This window comes from Treponema denticola, assembly GCF_024400535.1.
GTDB classification, from domain to species: Bacteria; Spirochaetota; Spirochaetia; order Treponematales; family Treponemataceae; genus Treponema_B; species Treponema_B denticola_C.
The window spans coordinates 1,816,944-1,838,130 of the sequence record NZ_CP038800.1; the positions used below are offsets into that span (position 1 = coordinate 1,816,944).

Genomic DNA, 21,187 nt, shown 5'->3' on the forward strand with positions numbered 1-21,187 from the left:
TATAAGTGTCCCCTACCTCATTCCTTCCAAATAACCTTTTAATTTTTCGATACGCCTTAAAAACTCGGCGTGTTTTTCTTTTTCGCCTTCGATGACTTCGGGAGGAGCGTTTTTAACAAAGTTTTCGTTTTTGAGCTTAGAGTCTATCTTTAAAGCATTTTGCTCATTTTTTTCAAGCTCTTTTTCAAAACGCTTTTTTAATTGATCGATATCTATTGAATCTCCCGTTATCAAAAAAGCCTCAAAGCCCGCTCCTACTACACCGATTGAAGAGGCAGGTTTTTCTTTAAGAGAATCGATAAAGTTTAAACCGGAAAGGCCTGAAAGCATTTCTATTATTTCGGAATTTTCACGGGCAGCTTCCGCAGGAGAGTTTTTCTCGATATAAAGAGAAACCTTAAGCTTTAACTGAGGGTCTATGCCGCATTCGGCCCGTAAGGCTCTAATATTGCGGACAATTTCCTGCAATGTTCTAAAACGGATAGAAGCAGCCTCATCTATGCGTTCTTTTTTTTCTTCGGGGTAATCGGAAGTCATTAAAATCTTAGCACGAGGCAAGGCGCCTTCAGCACAATTGCCGGGCAGCTTTGAATAAATCTCTTCGGTAACAAAGGCTAAAAACGGATGAAGCAGACGTAAGGATTCTTCCAAGACGGCAAGGAGCACCGAAGCCGCCCTATCCTTCTCTTTTTCGTCCCCATACTTAAAAGAAAGTTTAGTACCTTCAACATACCAATCACAAAAATTATTCCAAAAGAATTCGTAAACCTTTTGAGCGGCCTCATTATAACGGTAAGAATCAAGGCTTGAGCGAACCGTTTGAGCCGCCTCGTTTAGTTCATGATAAATCCAGCGGTCAAGTTCTTTTAAGTTGTTTAGACTGCCGTCCCGTACGACAGGCACAATTGTTCTGCCCGCAAGGTTTCCTAAAATATATCGGGATGCGTTCCAAACCTTGTTTGCAAATTTTGAGCCAAGCTTAAAACTTTCCATGTCGATTAAAAAGTCCTGACTTTGAGAACCGCACATAAAGGTAAGGGTGAACTTCATGGCGTCAGCCCCAAACTCTTCGATAGCTACAAGGGGGTCAATACCGTTTCCCAAGCTCTTACTCATCTTGCGGCCTTGTTTATCCCGAACCAAACCGTGAATAAAAATATCTTTAAAAGGAGCCTTGCCCGTAAACTGCAAGGATGCCATTATCATTCTTGCTACCCAAAAGAAAATTATATCGTGTCCCGTAACAAGGGCCGATGTCGGGAAAAACCGTGCGAGGTCTTCGGTCTTTTCGGGCCAGCCGAGGGTTGAAAAAGGCCAAAGCCAGCTTGAAAACCAAGTGTCCAAAACGTCCTCATCCTGCTTTATGTTTTTTGACTTACAGTGAGGACATTCCGTAATATCCGTGCGGCTTACGATAGTTTTTCCGCAATCGGTGCAATACCAAACAGGAATTCGGTGTCCCCACCAAAGCTGACGGGAAATACACCAGTCGCGGATATTGTTCATCCAGTGAGCATAGGTGTTCTCCCATTTTTGAGGATAAAAAACAACATCGCCTTTTTTCCATGCATCTAAGGCTTTTTGAGCCAAGGGCTGCATTTTTACAAACCATTGTTTTGAAACATAGGGCTCTATACTTGTATGACAGCGGTAACAGCAACCTACTGCGTGCTTTATTTTTTCTTCATTTTTAAAAAGTCCCAGAGCTTCCAAATCTTCGATAACGGCCTTGCGTGCTTTTTCCGTTGAAAGGCCTCGGTATTTTTCGGGAACTGCATCGTTTAATGTTCCGTCAGGGTTTAAGATATTTAGAACCGGAAGATTATGCCTTTTACCTACCTCCCAGTCATTGGGGTCATGGGCAGGAGTTATCTTTACAACACCCGTTCCGAATTCTTTATCGACATAGGAATCGGCAATTACAGGAATCTTCCTATTTGCGAGAGGGAGAATTACTTCTTTTCCTATGATGGACGCATAGCGTGGGTCTTCGGGATGAACGGCTATGGCGGTATCGCCCAAAAGGGTCTCGGGGCGGGTGGTTGCAATTCCTATTTTTTGTATTTTTTCGCCGGCTTCATTTTGTAAAACTGCCCCGTCTGCCAATTTATAATAAATATGGTACATGCCGCCCTTTCTGTCTTCATACTCAACCTCATCATCCGAAATTGCCGTACCGCATGAAGGGCACCAGTTTACAAGGTAATTTCCCTGATAGATTAGCCCCTGTTCATATAAAGAAACAAAGACCTCCCTTACAGCCTGAGAAAGCCCCTCATCCAAGGTAAAGCGTTCCCTATCCCAATCGACCGAAACTCCCATTTTGCGGAGCTGCTTTGTTATAATCGAGTGATGTTCATTTTTAACTTCCCATACCTTTTCGATAAAAGCGTCCCGTCCGAGGTCACGGCGGTTTTTGCCTTCGGCCTTCAGTTTTTTTTCTACAACGGATTGAGTGGCAATACCTGCATGATCGGTTCCGGGAATCCAGAGGGTTTCGTCCCCTTTCATGCGGTGATAGCGGACAATTACATCCTGCAAAGTTTCATCGAGGGCATGGCCTACATGGAGAACGCCCGTAACATTGGGCGGAGGAATGACGACAGTAAATGTATTTTTTGTGTTTTTCCTTTTTATCGGGCTAAAGCACTTATTGGCTTCCCAAAAGGAATAAATACGCTCTTCAAATTCTTTAGGATTATAAGATTTTTCCAATTCAATCGCCTGCAATTTTTCGCTCATTGTTTTCTCCACTCGTTTTAAAATATGAAAGGAGATTATAATATGAAAAGGCTAAGTTTTCAAGACGCTATGCAGTAAATTTATTGCTAAAAGCGAATTTTAACGTTAAGTTAGCCAAATTATTGAGCTTAATTTCATCTTTGCAATTTCCTTTTACAAAACCAAACAGAGCTGCCTATTTTTCAGTGCATACATCAGTTTCTGCCCCTTATAAAGGGCTTCGGAAATAAAAATCGGAAAAAGTTTAAAAATTTTTAAAAGACTTTTTTTTCCTCCCCTTGCCTTCCAAGAGTGATCCAGCTTTGTCCAAATAGAAAACAAAAGAGGAATAAAAAACAAAAAAAGGGAAAACAAAACGGCAAGCTTAAAGGGTAAGATTTTTTCCAGAGCCTCTTTTAATTGGCGAGAGCTTGTGGTATTAAAAAAAAGGGAGCTTATCTGCATAAGGCAGACAAGTTTTAAAATAAGAAAGGCCAAATCTTTTATATCGGTTTCCGTTTTTATAAAAACCGAAAAAACATGGAGGCTTACAAGAAGCAGGCAATAAGGCAGGATCGGTTTTAAATCCAGTAATTGCTCTAAAAACGAAAAACCTATAAAACGGGCAAAAAAAACAAAAAAGACCGAATAAAAGAAAACATAATTAGGAAAGAAAAAAATCAGGGCTGTAAACCCGAAAAGAAAGAACAATTTTAAAAGGGGGGACGTCCTATGTAAAAAGCTCGTTCCCCTCCGGTAAGAAAATAAGGGCCTTATATCCAAATTAAATCCTCCCTCTTTGTGTATGAAGTAAGCGGAGGCCTTATACTCCATTCTTTTAGGTTTTGTCTTAAGCCCTCTTCAGCGGTCCCGTCAAAAACTTTTTTAACCCTATGGAGAACTAAAAACCTATCGGCAAGGGCATAGCATTTTTCAAGCTCATGGCTTAAAATAAGAAGGGTATAGTTTTCGGCCTTTAATTCTTTAATAAGGGAATTAACCTGCACTACCCCCTCATAATCCAAATTTGCATAGGGCTCATCAAAGATGATTACCGGAAACTTCATCGCCAAAATTCCTGCAACGCAAAGCCGCCTCTTTTCTCCTCCCGATAAGGAACGGGAAGAATAATACCGCTTATCCTTTAAGCCTGTTTTTTCCAAGGCTTCCTCCAATCTTTTTTTTCTTTCTTCCGGCGGAAGTTTTATATTTTTTAGACCAAACAAAATATCTTCCTCAGGTGTTTCTCCCAATATCTGCAAGCCGGAATCCTGAAAAACTATGCCGCATCTTTCTTTTACATCTACAAGCCCCGATGAGGGCCTTATAAGCCCTGCAATAATCGACATAAGAAGAGTCTTTCCCGAACCGTTTGCACCCGAAATAAGAATACACTCTCCCTTAAAAACGCTCAAAGAAATTTCGTCCAAGGCTTTAAAATTAACAGTTCCGTCAAAAGAGCTTTGAACAAAGGTCTTGCTTATATTTTTTAAGCTTATAATTTCTTCTTTCATAGTTTAAGAAGAAGCCTCTAAAAAATATTTTGCCGTAACGGGACGCAGCTTATAAATTAAAGCGGAAACCAATATCATCTTGATAAAATCTCCCGGCAAATAAGGAATACAGGCAAGGCTCAATGATTCAAAAAGGCCCCTGTTTGTAAGCTGCATAAATCTTGCTATCCCAAAAACATAAATAAGAGCAAAACCCGAAAAAGAGGCTGCAATTATTTTTAAATAGTTTATTAACTTAATGCTCTTATTTTTACCTGAAGAAACTAAGGCAAGGTCTTTTTCTCCGGGCTTTCTAAAAAAAATAATTAAAAAAGCTGCTGCCGCAAGATAGCCGATTAAAAAGCCTCCCGTCGGCCCCAAAAGATGGGCAAGCCCCCCTCTTCCGCCCGAAAAAACGGGAAGGCCGAGTAAACCGGCAATCAAAAAAAGAGCTGTTGAAGCCGTCCCGTAAAGCCCCCCTTAAAGCCCCGATGCCAAAATAGGCATCATATTTTGAAGCACTATGGGAACGGGAGTTCCGGGAAGAGGAAATGCTATAAAACCGCTTACGGCAATAAAGGCAGCAAAAAGCGGAACAAAAATTAGCATAATCGATAGTTTAAAATTTGAGCTCATATTTTCTCCAAATCAAATTGATAACTATAATAATAAAACAGGTTAACAATTTAAGAAACCTATGTCAAGACCTTATTAAAATTAAATAAAACTAAAACATCTCCATTTTCCCCTTGAATTTTATGTGTTTGTATGATAATATCTTAAATATTGGAGGAAGGAAACTATATGGCAAATGCAGGAGGCCTTAATAAAAAGGCCAAGGTCGAAAATGATGACCTTTTAAAATTAGTTACATTCCAACTCGGAGAAGAACTTTACGGTGTAGAAATTATGGATGTTGACCAAATAGTCAGGGTTCAAGATGTAAGGCCTATTCCGAATGCTCCGTATTATGTTGAAGGAATTTTTAACCTACGAAGCGAAATTATTCCGGTAATAAGTCTTCACAAGAGATTTCACATAAAAAAGGCTTCTTTAGATGAAGGCGATGAGTTTTTGGGCGGCTTTATAATCATAAAGGTTGAGAATAACAAAATCGGTATTATAATCGATAGAGTAGCCCGTGTTGTTGATGTAAAAAAAGATGAAGTACAGCCTCCGCCTCAAATGATAGCAGGTATCGGAGCCGAATACATTAACGGCGTTGTCCGCCGAGATCCCGGTTACCTAATAATCTTGGATATTCACAGGCTCTTTAATCCGAAAGAATTACAGAAAATTACGAATTTATAAAAATTATGAAAGTACCTGTTTACAGTTCCACTATAAGACGCTCCGAAATGGATGCTGTTCTTACATGTATGGTCGAGGAAAAAATAGGCCCCGGCGAAATGAATCAAAAACTTATCAAGCAGGTTTGCGAAACATTTCAAACAGCCGGAGCCGCTGCATTTAGAAGCCCGTCCATAGCTTTAAACTATGCTTTAAAGGCCTTAAATCTTGAAAACGGTTCATCGGTTATTATCTCAAGCCTTGCACCCTCTTGGCAATATGTAGAATTAAACCGCCAAGGGTATAAACCGATTGTGCTTGATGTAGAAGCCGATTCCGTTTTTCCTTCCTTTGAAAGCATTGAAAATGCGGTTCAAGCCAGTGGAAGAGTTCTTGTCCTACATGAAACCTTGGGCTTTTTACCTGATATCGAAAAGATATTAAGCTTAAACATTCCCATAATAGAGGATATTTCTCAAAGTGCAGGAGCTGCCTACAAGGAAAAATATGCCGGCAGTATGGGAGTTTTTTCGATTTTGGGACTGGAAGAAAAGGATATTCTAACAGGCGGAGGAGGAGCCGTATTACTTGCTCCCGAAAGGCGGAATGCAATAGTCTTAAAAAAGCTTTATGACGAATCCCCTCTTACAGACCAATTGCCCGACATAAATGCGTCCTTAGCCTTTGTTCAGTTAAAACAGATGGCAAAAAACATGGAGCAGCGCAAGGAAATGCACGAGTCCTATGTCCGTTCTTTGATGCAGGGAAAACATAAAACGATAGCTCAAAAAGAAGACACGGTAAATCCGGTTTATTCTTTTCCGGTTATTTTAAATTCGGGAGTTTCTGATGTACAAAAATATGCGGCAAAAAAGGATATAGATATAGAGCTTGCTTTTAAAAATTCTACCGTCGAATACTTAAAAGAAAGTCAAGAAAGTTTTATAAATGCATCTTCTCTTTTATTAAGATGTGTTCTTTTTCCTCTTTATCCGCGATTGGGTGCAAAAAAGTCGTCCGAGATTGCAAGAGTTTTAGCTACCCTGCCCTAATTTCTTTTATAAAATTAGGCCGGGCCTTTTGAAGGAAATAGAAATTTTGAAAAAAGCCCTTATAGTTTTAAGTATCGAAAAACCTAATGCAAAAAAGATTTGTAAAGAAATCGAAGCTTTTTTATCGGCAAAGGGAATCGATTCTTTTGTATATAAATATGACGGCATCTCCCATTCTCCCGAATTAAATGAAGACTATGACCTTGCAATAAGCCTTGGCGGAGACGGTACGGTTTTATTTACTGCCCGTTACAGTGCTCCGCGGCACATCCCCGTTTTTCCGATAAATTTAGGACGGTTCGGTTTTATAGCAAATATCGAACCTAAGGAATGGGAAGGAGAACTTTTACACCTCTTAAACGGAAAACAAGCCTTACATAAAAGGATGCTTCTTTCAGCTTCTATAAAACGGAAAAATAAAGAAATTGTAAAATATGAAGCCTTAAATGATGCCGTTGTTTCAGGTTCGGGCATAGCAAAACTGATAAACTTGGATATTTCCTTTAACGGAATTTCTTTCGGTGTTTTTAGGGCTGATGGGGTGATCGTTTCGACTCCTACAGGTTCGACTGCCTACTCGGCAGCTTCAGGAGGACCAATCTTAGATCCCGATGTATCGGCCTTTGTTTTAACCCCTATTTCTCCTTTTTCCTTATCGAACCGCCCCTTGGTTCTTCCATCGTCGGGTCAAATGAAGATAAAAATTCTTCCTGCAAGAGCAAAAGATATTATAGTTTCAATTGACGGACAGGAGATGGTTTCTTTACAAGAAGATGATGAGATTATAATAAGCGAGTCTCCCAATAAGGTAAAAATGGCAGGCTGTTCTCCCGATAATTTTTACAAGGCCCTGCGCTCAAAACTCGGCTGGTCGGGTTCTTCATCGCCCAAACTGAATTGATGTAAAAATTGACAGCAAAAATTGAATTGATTGACATTTTATCCCCTTTATTGTATTATCGTAGCTTATGATTACAGTAAGCGATTTAAGTTTAAAGTTCGGCGACAGGCCGCTTTTTAAGGATGTTAATTTAAAATTTACAAAAGGCAACTGCTACGGAATTATCGGCGCAAACGGAGCCGGAAAGTCTACTTTTTTAAAAGTGCTTTCGGGAGAATTGGAGCATGACTCAGGTGAGTTCAGCATTACCCCCGGAGAGCGAATGGCTGTTTTAAGGCAGGATCACTTTGCCTTTGACGAATACAGTGTAAAAGACACGGTTTTTATGGGCTATCCTAAGCTCTACAATGTTAGAAATGAAAGGGAAGCCATTTATGCAAAAGAAAATTTTAGCGAAGAAGACGGAATAAGAGCTTCGGAGTTGGAGGCCGAATTTGCAGATTTAAACGGCTGGGAGGCTGAAAATCAAATAGAACAAATTCTTTCAGGTTTGGGGCTTGATGAAAACTACCATGACAGGATGATGAGTGAACTGGATGAGGGACAGAAGGTACGGGTCTTGCTTGCTCAAGCCATCTTCGGCACCCCTGATATTCTTCTTTTAGACGAACCTACAAACGGTTTAGACCTTGAATCCATAGCATGGCTTGAAGAATTTTTAATCGACTTTCCCAATATTATAATTGTTGTTTCTCACGACAGACATTTTTTAAATACAGTTTGTACCCATGTCTGCGACATTGACTACGGAAAAATCCGCATGTATTCCGGCAACTACGATTTCTGGTACCAGATGAGCAGGATTATGCAAAGGCAGGCTAAGGACCAACAAAAGAAGAGAGAAGAAAAGATGAAAGATTTGAGGGAGTTTATCCTACGCTTTGCTTCAAATGCTGCAAAGAGCCGTCAGGCAACCAGCCGAAAAAAAGTTTATGATAAACTAGCCTTAGAAGAAATTGAAGTTACAAGCCGTAAATTCCCTTATGTTCATTTTAAGCCCAATAGGGAAATCGGAAACAATGTTGTCCGCACCGAAAAAATTTCTTATAAGACACCCGACTCAGCGGAAGAAAAGGGCATTCAGCTTTTAAGCGATTTTTCGTTTACGGTAAACAGAACCGATAAAATAGCCTTTGTAGGTCAAGAGCATAATTCAAAAACCGCCCTCTTCGATATTTTAACCGGAAAATTAAACCCCGATTCGGGAGATGTTTACTGGGGACAGACCGTATCCCATGCCTATCTTAATAAGGACAATGCCGAGTACTTTAATAACGATTTAAATATTACCGAATGGCTTAAACAATATTCCCCCGACCAAGATGATGCCTATGTAAGAGGCTTTTTAGGCCGAATGCTTTTTTCGGGTGATGAATCCTTAAAGCCCGTAAACGTTCTATCCGGAGGCGAAAAGGTACGCTGTATATTGAGTAAGCTCATGCTTTCGGGAGCAAATGTTTTAATATTGGATGAGCCGACAAACCACCTCGACCTTGAAGCTATTACAAGTTTAAACGATGCCCTTGTGGAATTCCCCGGTGTTATTCTTTTTAACTCTCACGACCATGAATTTATTTCTTCAATTGCAAATAGAATTATCGAAATTACTCCCAACGGCGTAATCGACAGGATGATGAATTTTGACGATTATATAAAAGACGAATACGTCAAAAAGCTGCGTGAAGAACTATACGGCAATACCAAAAAGATGCAGATTTAAATTCAGCTGATAAGGCCATGCTTCATCGAATAGATTAAAACCCTTATAGAAAGGCTGTCATCCTTGAGGTATTTTTTGATTCTTTCTTCGGCTCCTCTTTCCATGGCTTTGAGAATCATTTCCATCTTGTTTTCAACAAGATAGTTGAAGGCTTCTTCAGCCGTTAAAAAAGCATTGACCGTTTCGATTGTTTTTTTGTCTGCCCCATGCATGGCAAGGTAGTAGACAAAGGCTTCCATGCGCGTATCGGCGGTGCGGTTGTGAGTATTAAAAATACCTATGGAAAGTTTAGCGAATTTACCTATGTGTCCTAGTAAGGTCATAGTTTTAAAGCCTTTAGAATAGGCATAGCTTAAACTATCTCCTATATAGTTTGAAATTTTTACAGTGGGAAGGTCTATTATAGTTTTTAGTTTTTCTTTAAGGCCTTCCCCATAGTTTCCCGGCACCAAAAGTATTTCTTTTTTTCCTGAATTTTGTAATATTCCGTCTATTTCAAGATAGATGGTTTTTTTGATGGCATCCTCGCTCATAGGATAGACTATGCCCTTTGTGCCTATAATAGAGATGCCGCCTTCAACACCGATATTTTTATTAAAGGTTTTTTTGCCGATTTCGGCTCCTTGAGGACTGAAAATTTCTACATTGAAGCCTCTTTTTGAAACCTTTAAAACTTCTTTTTCTATCATTTGACGGGGTACGGGATTAATGGCAGCCTCCCCTACTTCTCCGAAAAGACCTTTTTTGGTAATTCTTCCTATACCCTCTCCACCGTCAATGAGAACCTTCCCATCGTTTCTATAAGATACCCGAGCATGGATATAGATGCCGTCGGTGCTGTCCGGGTCGTCCCCCGCATCTTTTTGAACGGCGGCCTCTCCAATAGCTGTCCCGTCTTTGTCTTTATAGGAGCGGCAATGCTCTACCGGAAGGTCAAGGACAAGTCCTGCAGGCGTATCGATTTTAACCGAGGTCATAGTTTCACCGCCTAAAATCAAGGCCGCTGCCTTAGCCGCCGCCGCCGCACAGCTCCCCGTCGTATATCCGCATCTTAGCTTTTGTCCGTCTTTGTCTATATATAAATCCAGTTTCATTTTATGGATAAGATTATAGCATTAAAAATGGGTTTTTGAAAGAGGATATACACCCTTTCTTAAATCATACCTGCTTTTTCAAAATGTTTTTTAAGAAGCTTTTTCGAGATAAGCGCTCCAATACATCCGCATAGCGCCGTTATAATAAGCATTATTACGGTTATTGTAGGTGAAACAAGTTTAGTTAACGTTTCCAAATACTCGGCTCCAAACATTTCTTTATATGCATTAAGTGTTTGCTCTGCATAAAATAAAAACGGCACATACATTCCTCCAAAACTTGAAAGAACACAAAATAGTATATATCCGATTGTCAAGCCTTTATAATTTTCAATTCCTTTTATTCTTGCGATGAGCATTGCAAGAACACCGCCAATGATGCAGCTGATTATATATGGCGGATAAAAGCCTATAATACTTGTAAGTATACAAAACAATAATATCATCCATGGATTTTTTGTTTTAGCAGGTACTAAGAAATAAGCAATTGCTCCGATGATTGCCCAGATAGGCATTGTTAAAAGCATTGTGTATGGCGACATAAATAGAAAAGACAGTATTCTGTACAAAATCTGTGAGCATAGAACCATCAATGCCGTAATAATCAAATCTTTAATTTGAAAATTTCTTTTTCCTTCCATAAGTTAAGTTCTCCTTAAAATTCAATATTTTTTATTTTCATAACAACAACAGCTGTATAAAAAACGAGCATTATTATCAATAGCAATATATCAAGCATCCCGAAACGAACTTCTCTATAGCTTGTTTTTTTACCTGAAACACCTAATCCTCGTGTTTCAACGGAAGCGGCTAATTCCGTTGCAGTAGATAACATTCTCATTAAGAGCGGTATCAACATCATTTCGTACATTTTACATGGATGCTTTAATACACCCAATAGAGAAACATCTATTCCTCTAGTCTTTATTCCTTGTTTAATGCAAACAATGTCTTGTTTTATCGTAGGAAAAAAACGCAGGATAACCGCTAAAGGAATATTGATATAGTATGGAATTTTCATGTTTTGTAAGGTAGCCAATATTTCCGATATTTCAGCAGTTCTCATCAAGTTTGTTGCAGCAAGTAGTATTGTAACAAAACATAAAAGAAAATAATGTATTGTTGTTGCGATAAATAAAGGACTTATCTCGGCTGCTATAAAAAGCCCGCTGTATACAAACAGAAATTTAACAGCAGTTTTATGTATACCGCTCATTATTGCGAATATAAAGACCGATAAAAAAAGCAATATCTCATATTTTTTACCCGGTAATGTAAAAACAAAAATACTTACTAATAAAACTTGCAATAATTTAATCCTTGGATCATATTTTATTGCATATCGTTTACATCGCTTAAACATTACTTTGCAACTCCATTCCGTAACAAAAAATCTTTTACGGTTCTAAAGTCTCGATTATTTTTTAAACTGATACTTCCGCCGATTGTACCGTTTGCCATAAAAACGGCTCTTGTTGCAACTCGGCTAAGAAATTCCAAATCATGGGAAATAACAAAGTTTATGGTTCCTTGTCGGCTCAGAATGTTTATTGCTTTTGAAACTGCTTTCATATTTTCGTAATCAAGCCCGGAAGTCGGCTCATCAAAAATAAGAATAGATTTATTTGAGGCCATCGCTGCCGCAATAGTTACCCGTTGCTTCTGCCCCCCTGATAGTGCCCATGGATGCTTTTCTTTATATGCAAAGATATGTAATAATTTCATTATACATTCGATTTTTTGCGTATTCCTTTTGCTGGATAATCCGGAACTTACATATAGCTCGGATAAAACAGAATCTGAATATAATTGATAATCAGATTCCTGCATGACAAAATAAACACTTTTATATAATTCTTTTTGTTTTACCTGTTTGCCGTCAAGGAAAAATCGGCCATGAGCGGATTTTAATAAGCCCGCAATAATTTTCCCTAAAGTAGTTTTACCTTCACCGTTTTGTCCGATAATCGCAATGGTCTCCCCTGCATAAGCTGTTATATTGATATTGTCTAAAAGCTTCTTAGAATGTTTATATGAAAAAGATACTTTTTTAATTTCAAATTTTATGTTGCTGCTTCTCTCATATCCTGTTTTATTTTCCCTATTCAACTCGATTTCTTCTATATTAAATGTTCTCAGTTTATAGTTTGTCAAATCGGCTGTATTGATATTTTCAATATCACTTTTACATAATTCTTTAACGATATTTCCGTTACTCATGATAAAACATCTATCACATAAGTTTTTCAAATAAAATAAGCGATGTTCCGAAACAATAACCGTATGTCCTGCTTCTTTCAGCTTCCGTATCATTTCTTGTAACTGCATAATTGCATGAATATCCAAGTTGGCAGATGGCTCATCAAAAACATATATGTTAGGATTTAAAGTTTTTGCAGCAATAATAGCAATCTTTTGTTTTTCTCCGCTTGACAAAGAAAACATATCTCTATTCATAAGGCATTCAGCGTCAAAATCATAAAACGCATTGTTGATGCCCTTTATCATTTCTGATCTCTCTATTCCGTAATTTTCACAAGCAAATGCCGCTTCTGCCGTGGTGTTTGTTGTAAAAAATTGACTCCTCGGATTTTGAAATATGGAAGCAATGTTTCTGCCGAGCTCTCCTACAGAAGTAGTTTTTGTGTCTTTACCAAGAATTTTCACACATCCTGTCAAACTGCCTTCAAAAAAATGAGGTATTAAACCGTTTATCAACCTCATAATAGTTGTTTTTCCGCAGCCGGATTGTCCTGTAAGGACAATACATTCTCCTTCTTCTATTTTAAGATTGATATGCTTTAAAGAACCTTCTGTTTGTGTTCCATAGCTAAAACTTACATCATCAAAATCAACAATACTATCTGCCATTCAATTATCCTATATATGCCAGCCGATGGATTTTTCGCGTATTTCGATAAAATGCTTGTAAATTCCTTCTTGCTTAATCAACTCTTTATGACTTCCCTGCTGCACAACTCTGCCTTTATCTATAACGATAATATGATCAGCTTCTCTAACGGTAAATAATCTATGAGCAATACTTATAAGCGTCTTATTTTTTGTTAACTCCCGTATCGCACTGATTAATAAATGTTCATTTTCAGGATCAACGCTCGAAGTTGCTTCATCAAGAATAATAATCGGAGCATCTTTAAGAATTGCCCGTGCAATGGATATTCTTTGTTTTTCTCCTCCTGATAAGGTAGAACCGCCCTCGCCGATAAGGGTGCGGTATCCATCCGGAAAGTTCATAATAAAATCATGACAACAGGCTCTTTTGCACGCTGCTATAACCTCTTCATGAGAAGCATTCGGATTTCCGAATTTTATATTGTTTTCAATCGTATCGTTAAACAAATAAACTTTTTGGAAAACCATACTGATGTTTTTTAATAAACTGTCGGAAGTAAAGTCTTTTACATTCCTTCCGCCGATCAGCACTTCGCCTTTTTGTACATCCCAAAACCGCGCTATTAAATTACACAATGTTGTTTTACCCGAACCGGAAGCGCCTACAATCGCTAAGCTGCTTTTTGAGTTTACTTTTAAATTGACATCTTTTAAGATTGTTCTTTCGCTATAGCCGAAGTCAACGTTTTTAAACTCTATATCATAGGAGTTTATAGTTATATCCTTTCCATTTTCATCTAAAGAAGGAATGTCGGAAATATATTCCAATCGATCCAATTGTGTTGCTAACATTTTGCTTAAAAATGCCCCGTTGTTTATTAACTCCAATTCCATAAATATCAAAAATGCGGATACAATAAACATAAGTGTATACGAAAGCGGAATACTATGATGTAAATACAAGATCACTGCAACAAATACTAACACGCAGCTTGCAACTTTATAAATCATCTCATACAGCTTCATAACCAATGCGGTAGCTTCCGTAACGGCTATATCAACGTTACACTTTTTAGAAAAAGCTTCTTCAATCTTATCTTTACCTTCTTTTCCTTTTTTAAACGAACGAAGCACAGAAATGCCTCTGATGTATTCGATAGCATGAGTAACTAACTGCTCTTGTGCCTCCTGCATAACCGATGAATGGGTTTCTGCTTGTTTTGCAATCAACCCTAATACTGCAATCCCTAAAATAATCGCCGTCAAAGATATCAGTCCTACCGGATAACAAAATATCAAGAGCATAACTGTCATACTGAACGCATGAAAAAATCCGCCTACAATAAAGTTCACTGCAAGCATAGCCATTGCCTCTAGATCGGAAATAGTCGTCGTTAAGATGGTTTGAATTGTTCCTAAATTTTTTTCCGAAAAATACCCCATCGGTGCTTTTTTTAATTTTTCTCCTATTTCAATTCTTTTGTCTCTAAAAATCTCATAGCCTGATGCACTTAGGTTTCTATCACACAAATATTGAAAGATAAACCTCCCCAATATACTTATTCCTACAATTAAAACAGCCTGCAAAATAATGAGCATATTTAATTTTTCAAGGTTTATCAGGATAAATAAAACCGAAAACAGCATAAACGAAGCAAAAAAAGATTTAAATGCGCCGAAAATAAGACCTCGAATTACATTTGAACGGTATTCGCCTGATATTTCTAATATTCTTCTTACAATGTTAAACATTTATTGTTCTTCCTTATCTTCATCTACTCCGCCGACATATTTATTCCATAATGAGGTATATACACCGTGTTGATTTAAAAGCTCATCATGAATACCGCTTTCAACAATCTCTCCGTTTTTCATAACTAAAATAGTATCGGCATGTGTAATTGTTGAAAGTCGATGAGCCACAACAATAAGCGTTTTACCTTTTATAAGATTATTGATTGCGGTTTGAATTAAATATTCATTTTCCGGATCGGCAAAAGCGGTCGCTTCATCTAAAATGATGACCTTAGATTGTTTTAATATTGCGCGTGCAATAGTAATGCGCTGGCGCTCTCCGCCAGAAAGCTCTCCTCCTCCGTCTCCGACTTTTGTATCATAGCCGTCTTTCAATTCCATAATAAAATTATGGCAAGAGGCTGCTTTTGCCGCCTCAATAATTTCTTCATCGCTTGCATTGGGCTTTCCTATTTTGATGTTTTCTTTTATGCTTGTATTAAATAAAAAAGTATCTTGGGCCACATAGCTTATTTCACCGGTAAGCTGCTCAAATGGTATTTCTGATATTTTTTTGCCGCCGTAAAAGATATGCCCTTTTGTAGGATCCCAAAAACCGGCCATTAATTTAGCAATAGTTGATTTACCGGATCCGGAGCAGCCTACCAGAGCCGTTACCGTATTCGGTTTTAGTTCAAAGCTGATATTTTTTACTACCAATTCCGTATCATACGCAAAGGAAACATTTTCAAAACGGTATAACGTATTATCAAATGTTACTTTTTCTTTCGGTCTTATAAGCTCATCTTTTAACAAAAACAATTCTATCATGCCTAAACTTGCCTTTACCATATTGAATTGCTCGGAATACTTTCCTACTTTTATAAAATGCGCTATAAAACTGAAAAAATCAAAATCAAAAAAAATGTAGGTAAAATAATGCAAACGATAAAATTTGACAAAGTTATTTGCCCGTTCATATATAAATAGGCTCCGACCGGTAAAGTACCGAGCAGGGTTGAAGGCGTAACTGCCTGAATAAACGCAGACCAAAACCAACTTTGCTTCCACCAACTCAAGGTACTGTTGTGAAAAAAATCTATTGCATTACTGAATTTTTCATAAGAAGCAGTACTTTGATTAAATGCTTTGATAACTTCTATTCCGTTTACATATTCAACCAAGGTGCTATTCATATCATTTTGCGCTTTTGCATATGTCTTACTTCTTATCTGATAATCTTTCATCATGCCGATATATCCGAGCATACCTAAGGGAATGGTAAGCAAGGAAGCAAAGCCCATTCTATAATCCAAGACCAGGGGATATCACACTAGATGTTATTTCCGGCATAAAGTGAGCCATAGAATCTTCAAGTTTTGATACTGTATCGACCATTATGTTTTTAAATGTGCCTATTGGTGTGTCAATCATTACTCCCATAGGTACCGATAACATTTTTTCCGCAATGTTACTTCTTATGTTTTTTAAAATATGATAGGTTGCCTTATGTGAAATAACCGTTGAATATAATGTAAAAGTACCTTTCAATATTTGTCCTAATAAGGCTATTAACGTTATGTATATAACGGTCTTAAACGTTGCTTCATATAAATAGATTTTTTCTATCAGTTTTGCTATAGCAATAAATGGAACCATTCCGAACAGTTCTCCTATAATTGCCCAAAAAATTGATTTATATAAATCGGCTTTTTTATTTCCCGCATATCTCAATAGAGATGAAACCACATTGCTTTGTTTATTATTCATGATATATCCTCAATTCATTTAATAAGCCGCCCCAACCATAATATTGAAAAGTAACAATGCTCTTGATGTACCTGCTCACATCATCGTATGGAATAGCGTGAATGATACATTCACATAATGACGTTATATAACCTTTCGTAATGATATGTACCTCAAGTTCTTTAATTTTGGTTGCAGAAGATTTTTTGCCGGCTGTGGCTTGAATGAGCTTCATATTTTTATGCGTATATCTATCTGCAATTTCTTCCGCAAAATTTTCTACCCGTGAACCTTTACTGCAGGCAAGAAGCAGCTTAAACTCATCAAAATGCTCATACATATAATCTACAAACCTCATGGTTTCAGAAAATAATGCTTCAATAACAACATTGTCAGTTTCTTCCGATAGCGGCATAGACGCTTTATCAGTACTTCTAATTTCAACATCCGTTACGATATCTAATGTGTACTCATATACATCTTCAATAAGTGTAAAAAACAGTTCTTCCTTATTCTTAAAGTGACGGTATATTGCACCTGTGGTTACATTCGCCGTTTTCGCAATCTCCCCCACCTGTGCTTTTTCAAAACCATTCCGTAAAAACTCTTCTTTAGCGCATTCCAAAATTCTGTTTTTAGTTATGTCCGAACAATATGACACCGGTCTTCTTCTCCGTATATTTTTAATTTGATAATCTAATTATCTTTAATAATTAAATTATCATTTTTTTAAATTTTAGTCAAGTATCTTTATTATTAAAATGTATATTTTTAGGTTATTACAATAGCTTTTACAATTTCTCTATCATGATCAATATAAGTGAATTCCAACTCGGTATCTTGTAATTCAATTTCAAGTATATTATTCAAAATATGCCTCAATCTCTTATTAAAAGTATTGCTTCTTTATTGCTTTTGTAGTATTCTTAAGTTTTTCAGGGGTATCATAAGGAACAACTATGAATGTATATGATTTAATTGCAGAACATTACAGCGAACTTTTTCCGCTTGAATTAGAGAAGAGTCGAATTTGAGTTATATTGAAAGTTTCCCCATAAACCCAATAATTTCTCTTTCATTTCCGTTTACCGGAATTTTCTTGTATGCGTTTTCACCGAGCAGGAGGGCGGTGTTGCAGACTTTGAATAAGAGTTCCAAGTCGTGGGTGATGATGAGCACGGGAACTTCTTGAGCGCAGTGTAAGATGAGCTTTGCGATTTCGTCCATGCGCTTGTAGTCGAGACCGCTGGTCGGTTCATCTAAGATGATGATACGCCTGCCGCTTAAAAAAAAGCCGTTGCAAGAGCGAGCCGCTGCTTTTGTCCGCCTGAAAGTTCCTGCGGATGGTCAAGCCTCTTTTCCCAAAGGTCAATTATGTGCAGGTACTCAGCCGCTTGTTGCAAATAGGATTCATTCTTCCGTTTTGAAGAAGGGATAAGCTCGTTTTCTACCGTATCGAAAAAAATCTGATAGTCAACATCCTGCATCATGTAATACGCTGTCTTTAAGCGCTGCCGCCGCCGCTTCCCGTAACCGATCTGCCCCTTGCAAGACAAAAGCCCGCCTAAGGCCTTACCGAGCGTAGTCTTTCCTATACCGTTTTTTTCCGATAACGGCGGTAATCTCTCCTGCGTGTACATCAAATGAAAGATTTTTGATAAGTTCCCGCCTGCCGATAGAAATGCTCAAGTCCTCGATATGCGTAACCGCTTGTTTCGGCACCGAAGGGTTTTCGCAGACAAGACTGTCATACCGTATTGCCCTCAGTCCGTACCGCCTGCAATCCTCTGTTGTCAATTCACCCTTCAAAAAAATTTTTTCGATAGTGCCGTCCTTCATGTAGATGAGCTTATCGTACAATTCATTTAAGAAAAATAAACGGTGCTCGGCAATGATAATCGTTTTTCCCATCGCCTTTAAATCCCGTATGATCGCTTGAAATTGCACAATACCTTCATAGTCGAGATTGGAAGAAGGCTCATCGAAAAAAAGCAGCTTTGTGTCATAGATGAGTGTGGAAGCGATGGCGACCTTTTGTTTTTGCCCGCCGGAAAGCTCTGAAAGTTTTGCACCTTTAAGCGATTCTATCTGCATCGTTTGAAAAGCAGCATCGGTTTTTTCGCACAGGGTTTGAAAATCCATACCGAGATTTTCTCCGGCAAAGGCAACCTCTTCCTCTGCAATGGTAGCAAAAAACTGATCACTCGGATTTTGAAACACATTGCCGATGTACTTTGCCAATTCGCCCTTTTTATAATCCAAGATGTTCTTCCCTAAAATGCGCACCTCACCGTCGAGTATTCCGCCGTAATGATAGGGAATTAAGCCGTTTAATATCCGCGTTAAGGTAGTCTTCCCGCAGCCGGAAAAACCCGTAAGCACAACGAGCTCGCCTTCTTCAATGCTCAAATCAATGGCATGGAGCGTGGGACTTTCATCATTTTCATAGGTGAAGTTTTTTATTCTTGCTTCTACTATGCCCATACGGATATCCATAGTAAAAAAACAGCTGCTAATAAACCCACCGTATCATACCAGCCGAAGTGCACCGGTCTATAACTCGTCTTTTTTCCTTCGTACTCAATCCCCTTTGCGATTATCGAAGAGGTCAGCGTTTCACTTACATGAAGACATTTATAAATAAGGGGAATAAGATAGAGTTCAAACGAACGGATAGGATGTAACAGGCTCAAACGCAAACCCCGCACCTTCATACCGTTTTTTATTTCGTTTAACCGTGCCGTCATTTCGTCCAAAAAGCGTAAGGCGGTAACCAGTCCTATCGAAAGAGATTGCGGCGCTTTTACCGCACGCAATGCGCTCATAATTTTTAAGGGACTGGTTAAAATCAATATCTTTCCGATGTTAAAGATAGGATAGAGCCTTAAAAATAAAGCAATCAATCCTATCAATGCGCCGGTTGTCATTCCTAAATCGATATATGCCAAGAGCTTTATCAGCAAAAATAGGCCGATGTAGGCCAAGGCCCTTTTTACGCCTTCCGTGTACGAAAATAAGAACAAAAAAAGAAAGCTCATACCGAGCAGCACATAATACATGGTTTGATTGACAAGAAACACCAAGAATGATGTGAGCAGTATGAGTATAAAAAGCGTTATCGGATTCATTGACCATCCTTGAGTGTTTCTTGCCGGCTTCATTATAATACGCTCTTTTTACTGCTCTTTTCAAAGAACTTTTTGTTGATATAGGTACCGAATAAGCCTGCCAAAGATTCCAAGACGATGTTGCAGGCTACCGCTATTGCGATGGCTTTTACCGTATAAAACCGAATCATCCACTGAGCTTGTTCACTTGAAATAGACGGAGCGAACTTCGTAATTCCTTCCGCACCTAATACTTTGACAAATATAATCGGGTGCATTGCAACGACAAACATTGCAGCCGAAAAAGCGATTGAAACTTTTACATTGCTTGAATAATCGCCGATGATGAGCTCGGCAAGCACTGCCGAAACCAAACAAATCGGTATCATTATCCAATAGCCCATAAGGGTATATAACAATCCGTAGATAAGCCAAAATAAAAATGCCGTCCAGCGGTGTTTTACTTTTTTAGCCGTTATCACAAAAACAGGGCCGACTGCAAAAGCGGCAAATCCTGCAGAAGCGTATAAGGCTATGGCTCCCAGTGTTCCCGTCAGCATCGAAATTGCCATTCCGATTACAAACCCGATAACCGTCAACACGGCTATCCGTACAATGTCTTTTAACTTCATAAAAAACCTCCAATATTTTCAATTATAACATTGTTATATTTGAATTTAAAAAAAATAGATTCACTTTCCTCATTCATAATTACAATTAAACCGTGCGCATTTTTTTCCAGCCTTCATTAAAGAAGTCCGCAATTAAATAGGCATTGTGTTCGGCTTCTTCTTTTGTTTCGCAATGAACGGCAACTTCCGATAGTGCATACAGGTAGGCATGGTTCAGTAAGTGAATGCCTTTTTTGGTGATTACTTGGGCAGCCTTCTTTTTCCCGTGAATCATCTCCAAGATTTTCAGGTGATTTTCATCTTCTTTTTCTATTATTTCATCTAAAATATGCTCATGTTTTGTTCCGTATGAACAAAACGCCAAGAGCTCGAAAATATCTTTGTTATCAAAAAAATAGGACACCATATCGACGGCTCCCTTTAGTTTTAAATCGAGGATTGCTTCGATTGTTTGTTTTGTGATAGCCGTTTCTTTTTTATACATTGTAAAACTTTGTTGTTTGAGCAAGCTATAATGGTACTCTATATCGGTAATAACCGGCCGCACCAATTCGGAAAAAAGAGCTTCTTTGTCTTTAAAATGACCGTAAAAGGCTCCGGTCGTAACACCCGCCTGCGCACAGATTTCCCGCAGATTGGCTTTTTCAAAGCCCTTCTCTTTGAAAATCTTTTTCCCGCATTCCAGAATTTTCTTATGCGTAAGGTCAAAATCTCCGTTTCCCATTAAAAGCACCTGTCAAATATAGCTTAGTTATATTATAAGGGTTTTTAGTTTTTTGTCAATAAGGGATTCTAGATATTTTTTAAAACGAGTGAGGTTGGTTGTGGGTATGAGAGAACT

The 21,187-nt window shown here is 38.3% G+C and carries 19 protein-coding genes and 2 pseudogenes; 4 read left to right on the plus strand and 17 right to left on the minus strand.

Annotated features, from left to right (window positions below; translation table 11 throughout):
- Window positions 1-12: 12 nt before the first annotated feature.
- The 4 genes and pseudogenes from E4N78_RS08600 to E4N78_RS08615 form a co-directional block, all read right to left on the minus strand.
- A complete protein-coding gene (locus E4N78_RS08600; protein WP_255810150.1) occupies window positions 13-2,742 on the minus strand; it encodes a valine--tRNA ligase in 2,730 nt (909 codons plus the stop codon).
- 153 nt (window positions 2,743-2,895) lie between these two features.
- Window positions 2,896-3,504 carry a CbiQ family ECF transporter T component gene (locus E4N78_RS08605; protein WP_255810151.1) on the minus strand — a complete coding sequence of 203 codons (609 nt, stop codon included), beginning with the start codon at window positions 3,502-3,504 and terminating at the stop codon, window positions 2,896-2,898.
- Window positions 3,495-4,235, minus strand: a complete 741-nt coding sequence (locus tag E4N78_RS08610) for an ABC transporter ATP-binding protein (RefSeq protein WP_255810152.1) — start codon at window positions 4,233-4,235, stop codon at window positions 3,495-3,497. The genes E4N78_RS08605 and E4N78_RS08610 overlap by 10 nt, the downstream gene beginning before the upstream one ends.
- A gap of 3 nt (window positions 4,236-4,238) precedes the next feature.
- Window positions 4,239-4,850 (minus strand): annotated as a pseudogene (locus tag E4N78_RS08615) (biotin transporter BioY).
- Window positions 4,851-5,018: 168 nt separating this feature from the next.
- Here E4N78_RS08615 and E4N78_RS08625 point away from each other — a divergent pair.
- The 4 genes from E4N78_RS08625 to E4N78_RS08640 all read left to right on the plus strand — a co-directional run bounded on the left by E4N78_RS08625 (window position 5,019) and on the right by E4N78_RS08640 (window position 9,177).
- Window positions 5,019-5,525 carry a chemotaxis protein CheW gene (locus E4N78_RS08625; RefSeq protein WP_253684409.1) on the plus strand — a complete coding sequence of 169 codons (507 nt, stop codon included), beginning with the start codon at window positions 5,019-5,021 and terminating at the stop codon, window positions 5,523-5,525.
- A 5-nt stretch (window positions 5,526-5,530) separates the two neighbouring features.
- Entirely contained in the window at window positions 5,531-6,556 is a 1,026-nt protein-coding gene (locus E4N78_RS08630) for a DegT/DnrJ/EryC1/StrS family aminotransferase (protein WP_255810154.1), read from the plus strand.
- Window positions 6,557-6,602: 46 nt separating this feature from the next.
- Entirely contained in the window at window positions 6,603-7,457 is an 855-nt protein-coding gene (locus tag E4N78_RS08635) for an NAD(+)/NADH kinase (RefSeq protein ID WP_255812338.1), read from the plus strand.
- A 67-nt stretch (window positions 7,458-7,524) separates the two neighbouring features.
- Window positions 7,525-9,177: an ABC-F family ATP-binding cassette domain-containing protein gene (locus tag E4N78_RS08640; RefSeq protein ID WP_255810155.1), complete on the plus strand. Its 1,653-nt coding sequence runs from the start codon at window positions 7,525-7,527 to the stop codon at window positions 9,175-9,177.
- Between the two features lie 2 nt (window positions 9,178-9,179).
- On the opposite strand, the gene cbiD is transcribed toward E4N78_RS08640, so the two are convergent.
- The 13 genes and pseudogenes from cbiD to E4N78_RS08715 form a co-directional block, all read right to left on the minus strand.
- Window positions 9,180-10,271 carry a cobalt-precorrin-5B (C(1))-methyltransferase CbiD gene (gene cbiD / locus E4N78_RS08645; protein WP_255810156.1) on the minus strand — a complete coding sequence of 364 codons (1,092 nt, stop codon included), beginning with the start codon at window positions 10,269-10,271 and terminating at the stop codon, window positions 9,180-9,182.
- A 59-nt stretch (window positions 10,272-10,330) separates the two neighbouring features.
- The gene (locus E4N78_RS08650; protein WP_255810157.1) at window positions 10,331-10,912 is read right to left on the minus strand and encodes an MptD family putative ECF transporter S component; all 582 of its coding nucleotides are present in this window, start codon (window positions 10,910-10,912) and stop codon (window positions 10,331-10,333) included.
- Window positions 10,913-10,926: 14 nt separating this feature from the next.
- Window positions 10,927-11,487: an energy-coupling factor transporter transmembrane component T family protein gene (locus E4N78_RS08655; protein WP_442267880.1), complete on the minus strand. Its 561-nt coding sequence runs from the start codon at window positions 11,485-11,487 to the stop codon at window positions 10,927-10,929.
- Between the two features lie 146 nt (window positions 11,488-11,633).
- A complete protein-coding gene (locus E4N78_RS08660; protein ID WP_255810159.1) occupies window positions 11,634-13,142 on the minus strand; it encodes an ABC transporter ATP-binding protein in 1,509 nt (502 codons plus the stop codon).
- Window positions 13,143-13,151: 9 nt separating this feature from the next.
- The gene (locus E4N78_RS08665) at window positions 13,152-14,876 is read right to left on the minus strand and encodes an ABC transporter ATP-binding protein (RefSeq protein WP_255810160.1); all 1,725 of its coding nucleotides are present in this window, start codon (window positions 14,874-14,876) and stop codon (window positions 13,152-13,154) included.
- Window positions 14,877-15,710 carry an ABC transporter ATP-binding protein gene (locus E4N78_RS13925; RefSeq protein ID WP_255810161.1) on the minus strand — a complete coding sequence of 278 codons (834 nt, stop codon included), beginning with the start codon at window positions 15,708-15,710 and terminating at the stop codon, window positions 14,877-14,879.
- A gap of 41 nt (window positions 15,711-15,751) precedes the next feature.
- Window positions 15,752-16,162, minus strand: a complete 411-nt coding sequence (locus E4N78_RS13930; RefSeq protein ID WP_255810162.1) for an ABC transporter transmembrane domain-containing protein — start codon at window positions 16,160-16,162, stop codon at window positions 15,752-15,754.
- 1 nt (window position 16,163) lies between these two features.
- Window positions 16,164-16,628, minus strand: a complete 465-nt coding sequence (locus E4N78_RS13935) for an ABC transporter transmembrane domain-containing protein (protein ID WP_255810163.1) — start codon at window positions 16,626-16,628, stop codon at window positions 16,164-16,166.
- The gene (locus E4N78_RS08685) at window positions 16,621-17,232 is read right to left on the minus strand and encodes a TetR/AcrR family transcriptional regulator (protein ID WP_255810164.1); all 612 of its coding nucleotides are present in this window, start codon (window positions 17,230-17,232) and stop codon (window positions 16,621-16,623) included. Before E4N78_RS08685 ends, E4N78_RS13935 begins: the two co-directional genes overlap by 8 nt.
- Before the next feature lie 410 nt (window positions 17,233-17,642).
- A pseudogene (locus E4N78_RS13845) lies at window positions 17,643-19,091 on the minus strand (ABC transporter ATP-binding protein).
- The gene (locus E4N78_RS08705; RefSeq protein WP_255810166.1) at window positions 19,082-19,768 is read right to left on the minus strand and encodes an energy-coupling factor transporter transmembrane component T family protein; all 687 of its coding nucleotides are present in this window, start codon (window positions 19,766-19,768) and stop codon (window positions 19,082-19,084) included. Before E4N78_RS08705 ends, E4N78_RS13845 begins: the two are co-directional and overlap by 10 nt.
- The gene (locus E4N78_RS08710; RefSeq protein WP_255810167.1) at window positions 19,768-20,346 is read right to left on the minus strand and encodes an MptD family putative ECF transporter S component; all 579 of its coding nucleotides are present in this window, start codon (window positions 20,344-20,346) and stop codon (window positions 19,768-19,770) included. The genes E4N78_RS08705 and E4N78_RS08710 overlap by 1 nt, the downstream gene beginning before the upstream one ends.
- A gap of 85 nt (window positions 20,347-20,431) precedes the next feature.
- Window positions 20,432-21,070, minus strand: coding sequence for a TetR/AcrR family transcriptional regulator (locus E4N78_RS08715; protein WP_255810168.1), 639 nt, complete (start codon window positions 21,068-21,070; stop codon window positions 20,432-20,434).
- Between the last annotated feature and the right edge of the window lie 117 nt (window positions 21,071-21,187).

What these genes read in the sequence shown, in the direction of transcription:
- E4N78_RS08600 (WP_255810150.1), bottom strand. Translation starts at nt 2,742, where the DNA reads ATGAGCGAAAAATTGCAGGCGATTGAATTGGAAAAATCTTATAATCCT.
- E4N78_RS08610 (WP_255810152.1), bottom strand. Translation starts at nt 4,235, where the DNA reads ATGAAAGAAGAAATTATAAGCTTAAAAAATATAAGCAAGACCTTTGTT.
- E4N78_RS08625 (WP_253684409.1), top strand. Translation starts at nt 5,019, where the DNA reads ATGGCAAATGCAGGAGGCCTTAATAAAAAGGCCAAGGTCGAAAATGAT.
- E4N78_RS08630 (WP_255810154.1), top strand. Translation starts at nt 5,531, where the DNA reads ATGAAAGTACCTGTTTACAGTTCCACTATAAGACGCTCCGAAATGGAT.
- E4N78_RS08640 (WP_255810155.1), top strand. Translation starts at nt 7,525, where the DNA reads ATGATTACAGTAAGCGATTTAAGTTTAAAGTTCGGCGACAGGCCGCTT.
- cbiD (WP_255810156.1), bottom strand. Translation starts at nt 10,271, where the DNA reads ATGAAACTGGATTTATATATAGACAAAGACGGACAAAAGCTAAGATGC.
- E4N78_RS08650 (WP_255810157.1), bottom strand. Translation starts at nt 10,912, where the DNA reads ATGGAAGGAAAAAGAAATTTTCAAATTAAAGATTTGATTATTACGGCA.
- E4N78_RS08655 (WP_442267880.1), bottom strand. Translation starts at nt 11,487, where the DNA reads ATGAGCGGTATACATAAAACTGCTGTTAAATTTCTGTTTGTATACAGC.
- E4N78_RS08660 (WP_255810159.1), bottom strand. Translation starts at nt 13,142, where the DNA reads ATGGCAGATAGTATTGTTGATTTTGATGATGTAAGTTTTAGCTATGGA.
- E4N78_RS08665 (WP_255810160.1), bottom strand. Translation starts at nt 14,876, where the DNA reads ATGTTTAACATTGTAAGAAGAATATTAGAAATATCAGGCGAATACCGT.
- E4N78_RS13925 (WP_255810161.1), bottom strand. Translation starts at nt 15,710, where the DNA reads ATGGTAAAGGCAAGTTTAGGCATGATAGAATTGTTTTTGTTAAAAGAT.
- E4N78_RS13930 (WP_255810162.1), bottom strand. Translation starts at nt 16,162, where the DNA reads ATGGGCTTTGCTTCCTTGCTTACCATTCCCTTAGGTATGCTCGGATAT.
- E4N78_RS13935 (WP_255810163.1), bottom strand. Translation starts at nt 16,628, where the DNA reads ATGAATAATAAACAAAGCAATGTGGTTTCATCTCTATTGAGATATGCG.
- E4N78_RS08705 (WP_255810166.1), bottom strand. Translation starts at nt 19,768, where the DNA reads ATGAAGCCGGCAAGAAACACTCAAGGATGGTCAATGAATCCGATAACG.
- E4N78_RS08710 (WP_255810167.1), bottom strand. Translation starts at nt 20,346, where the DNA reads ATGAAGTTAAAAGACATTGTACGGATAGCCGTGTTGACGGTTATCGGG.
- E4N78_RS08715 (WP_255810168.1), bottom strand. Translation starts at nt 21,070, where the DNA reads ATGGGAAACGGAGATTTTGACCTTACGCATAAGAAAATTCTGGAATGC.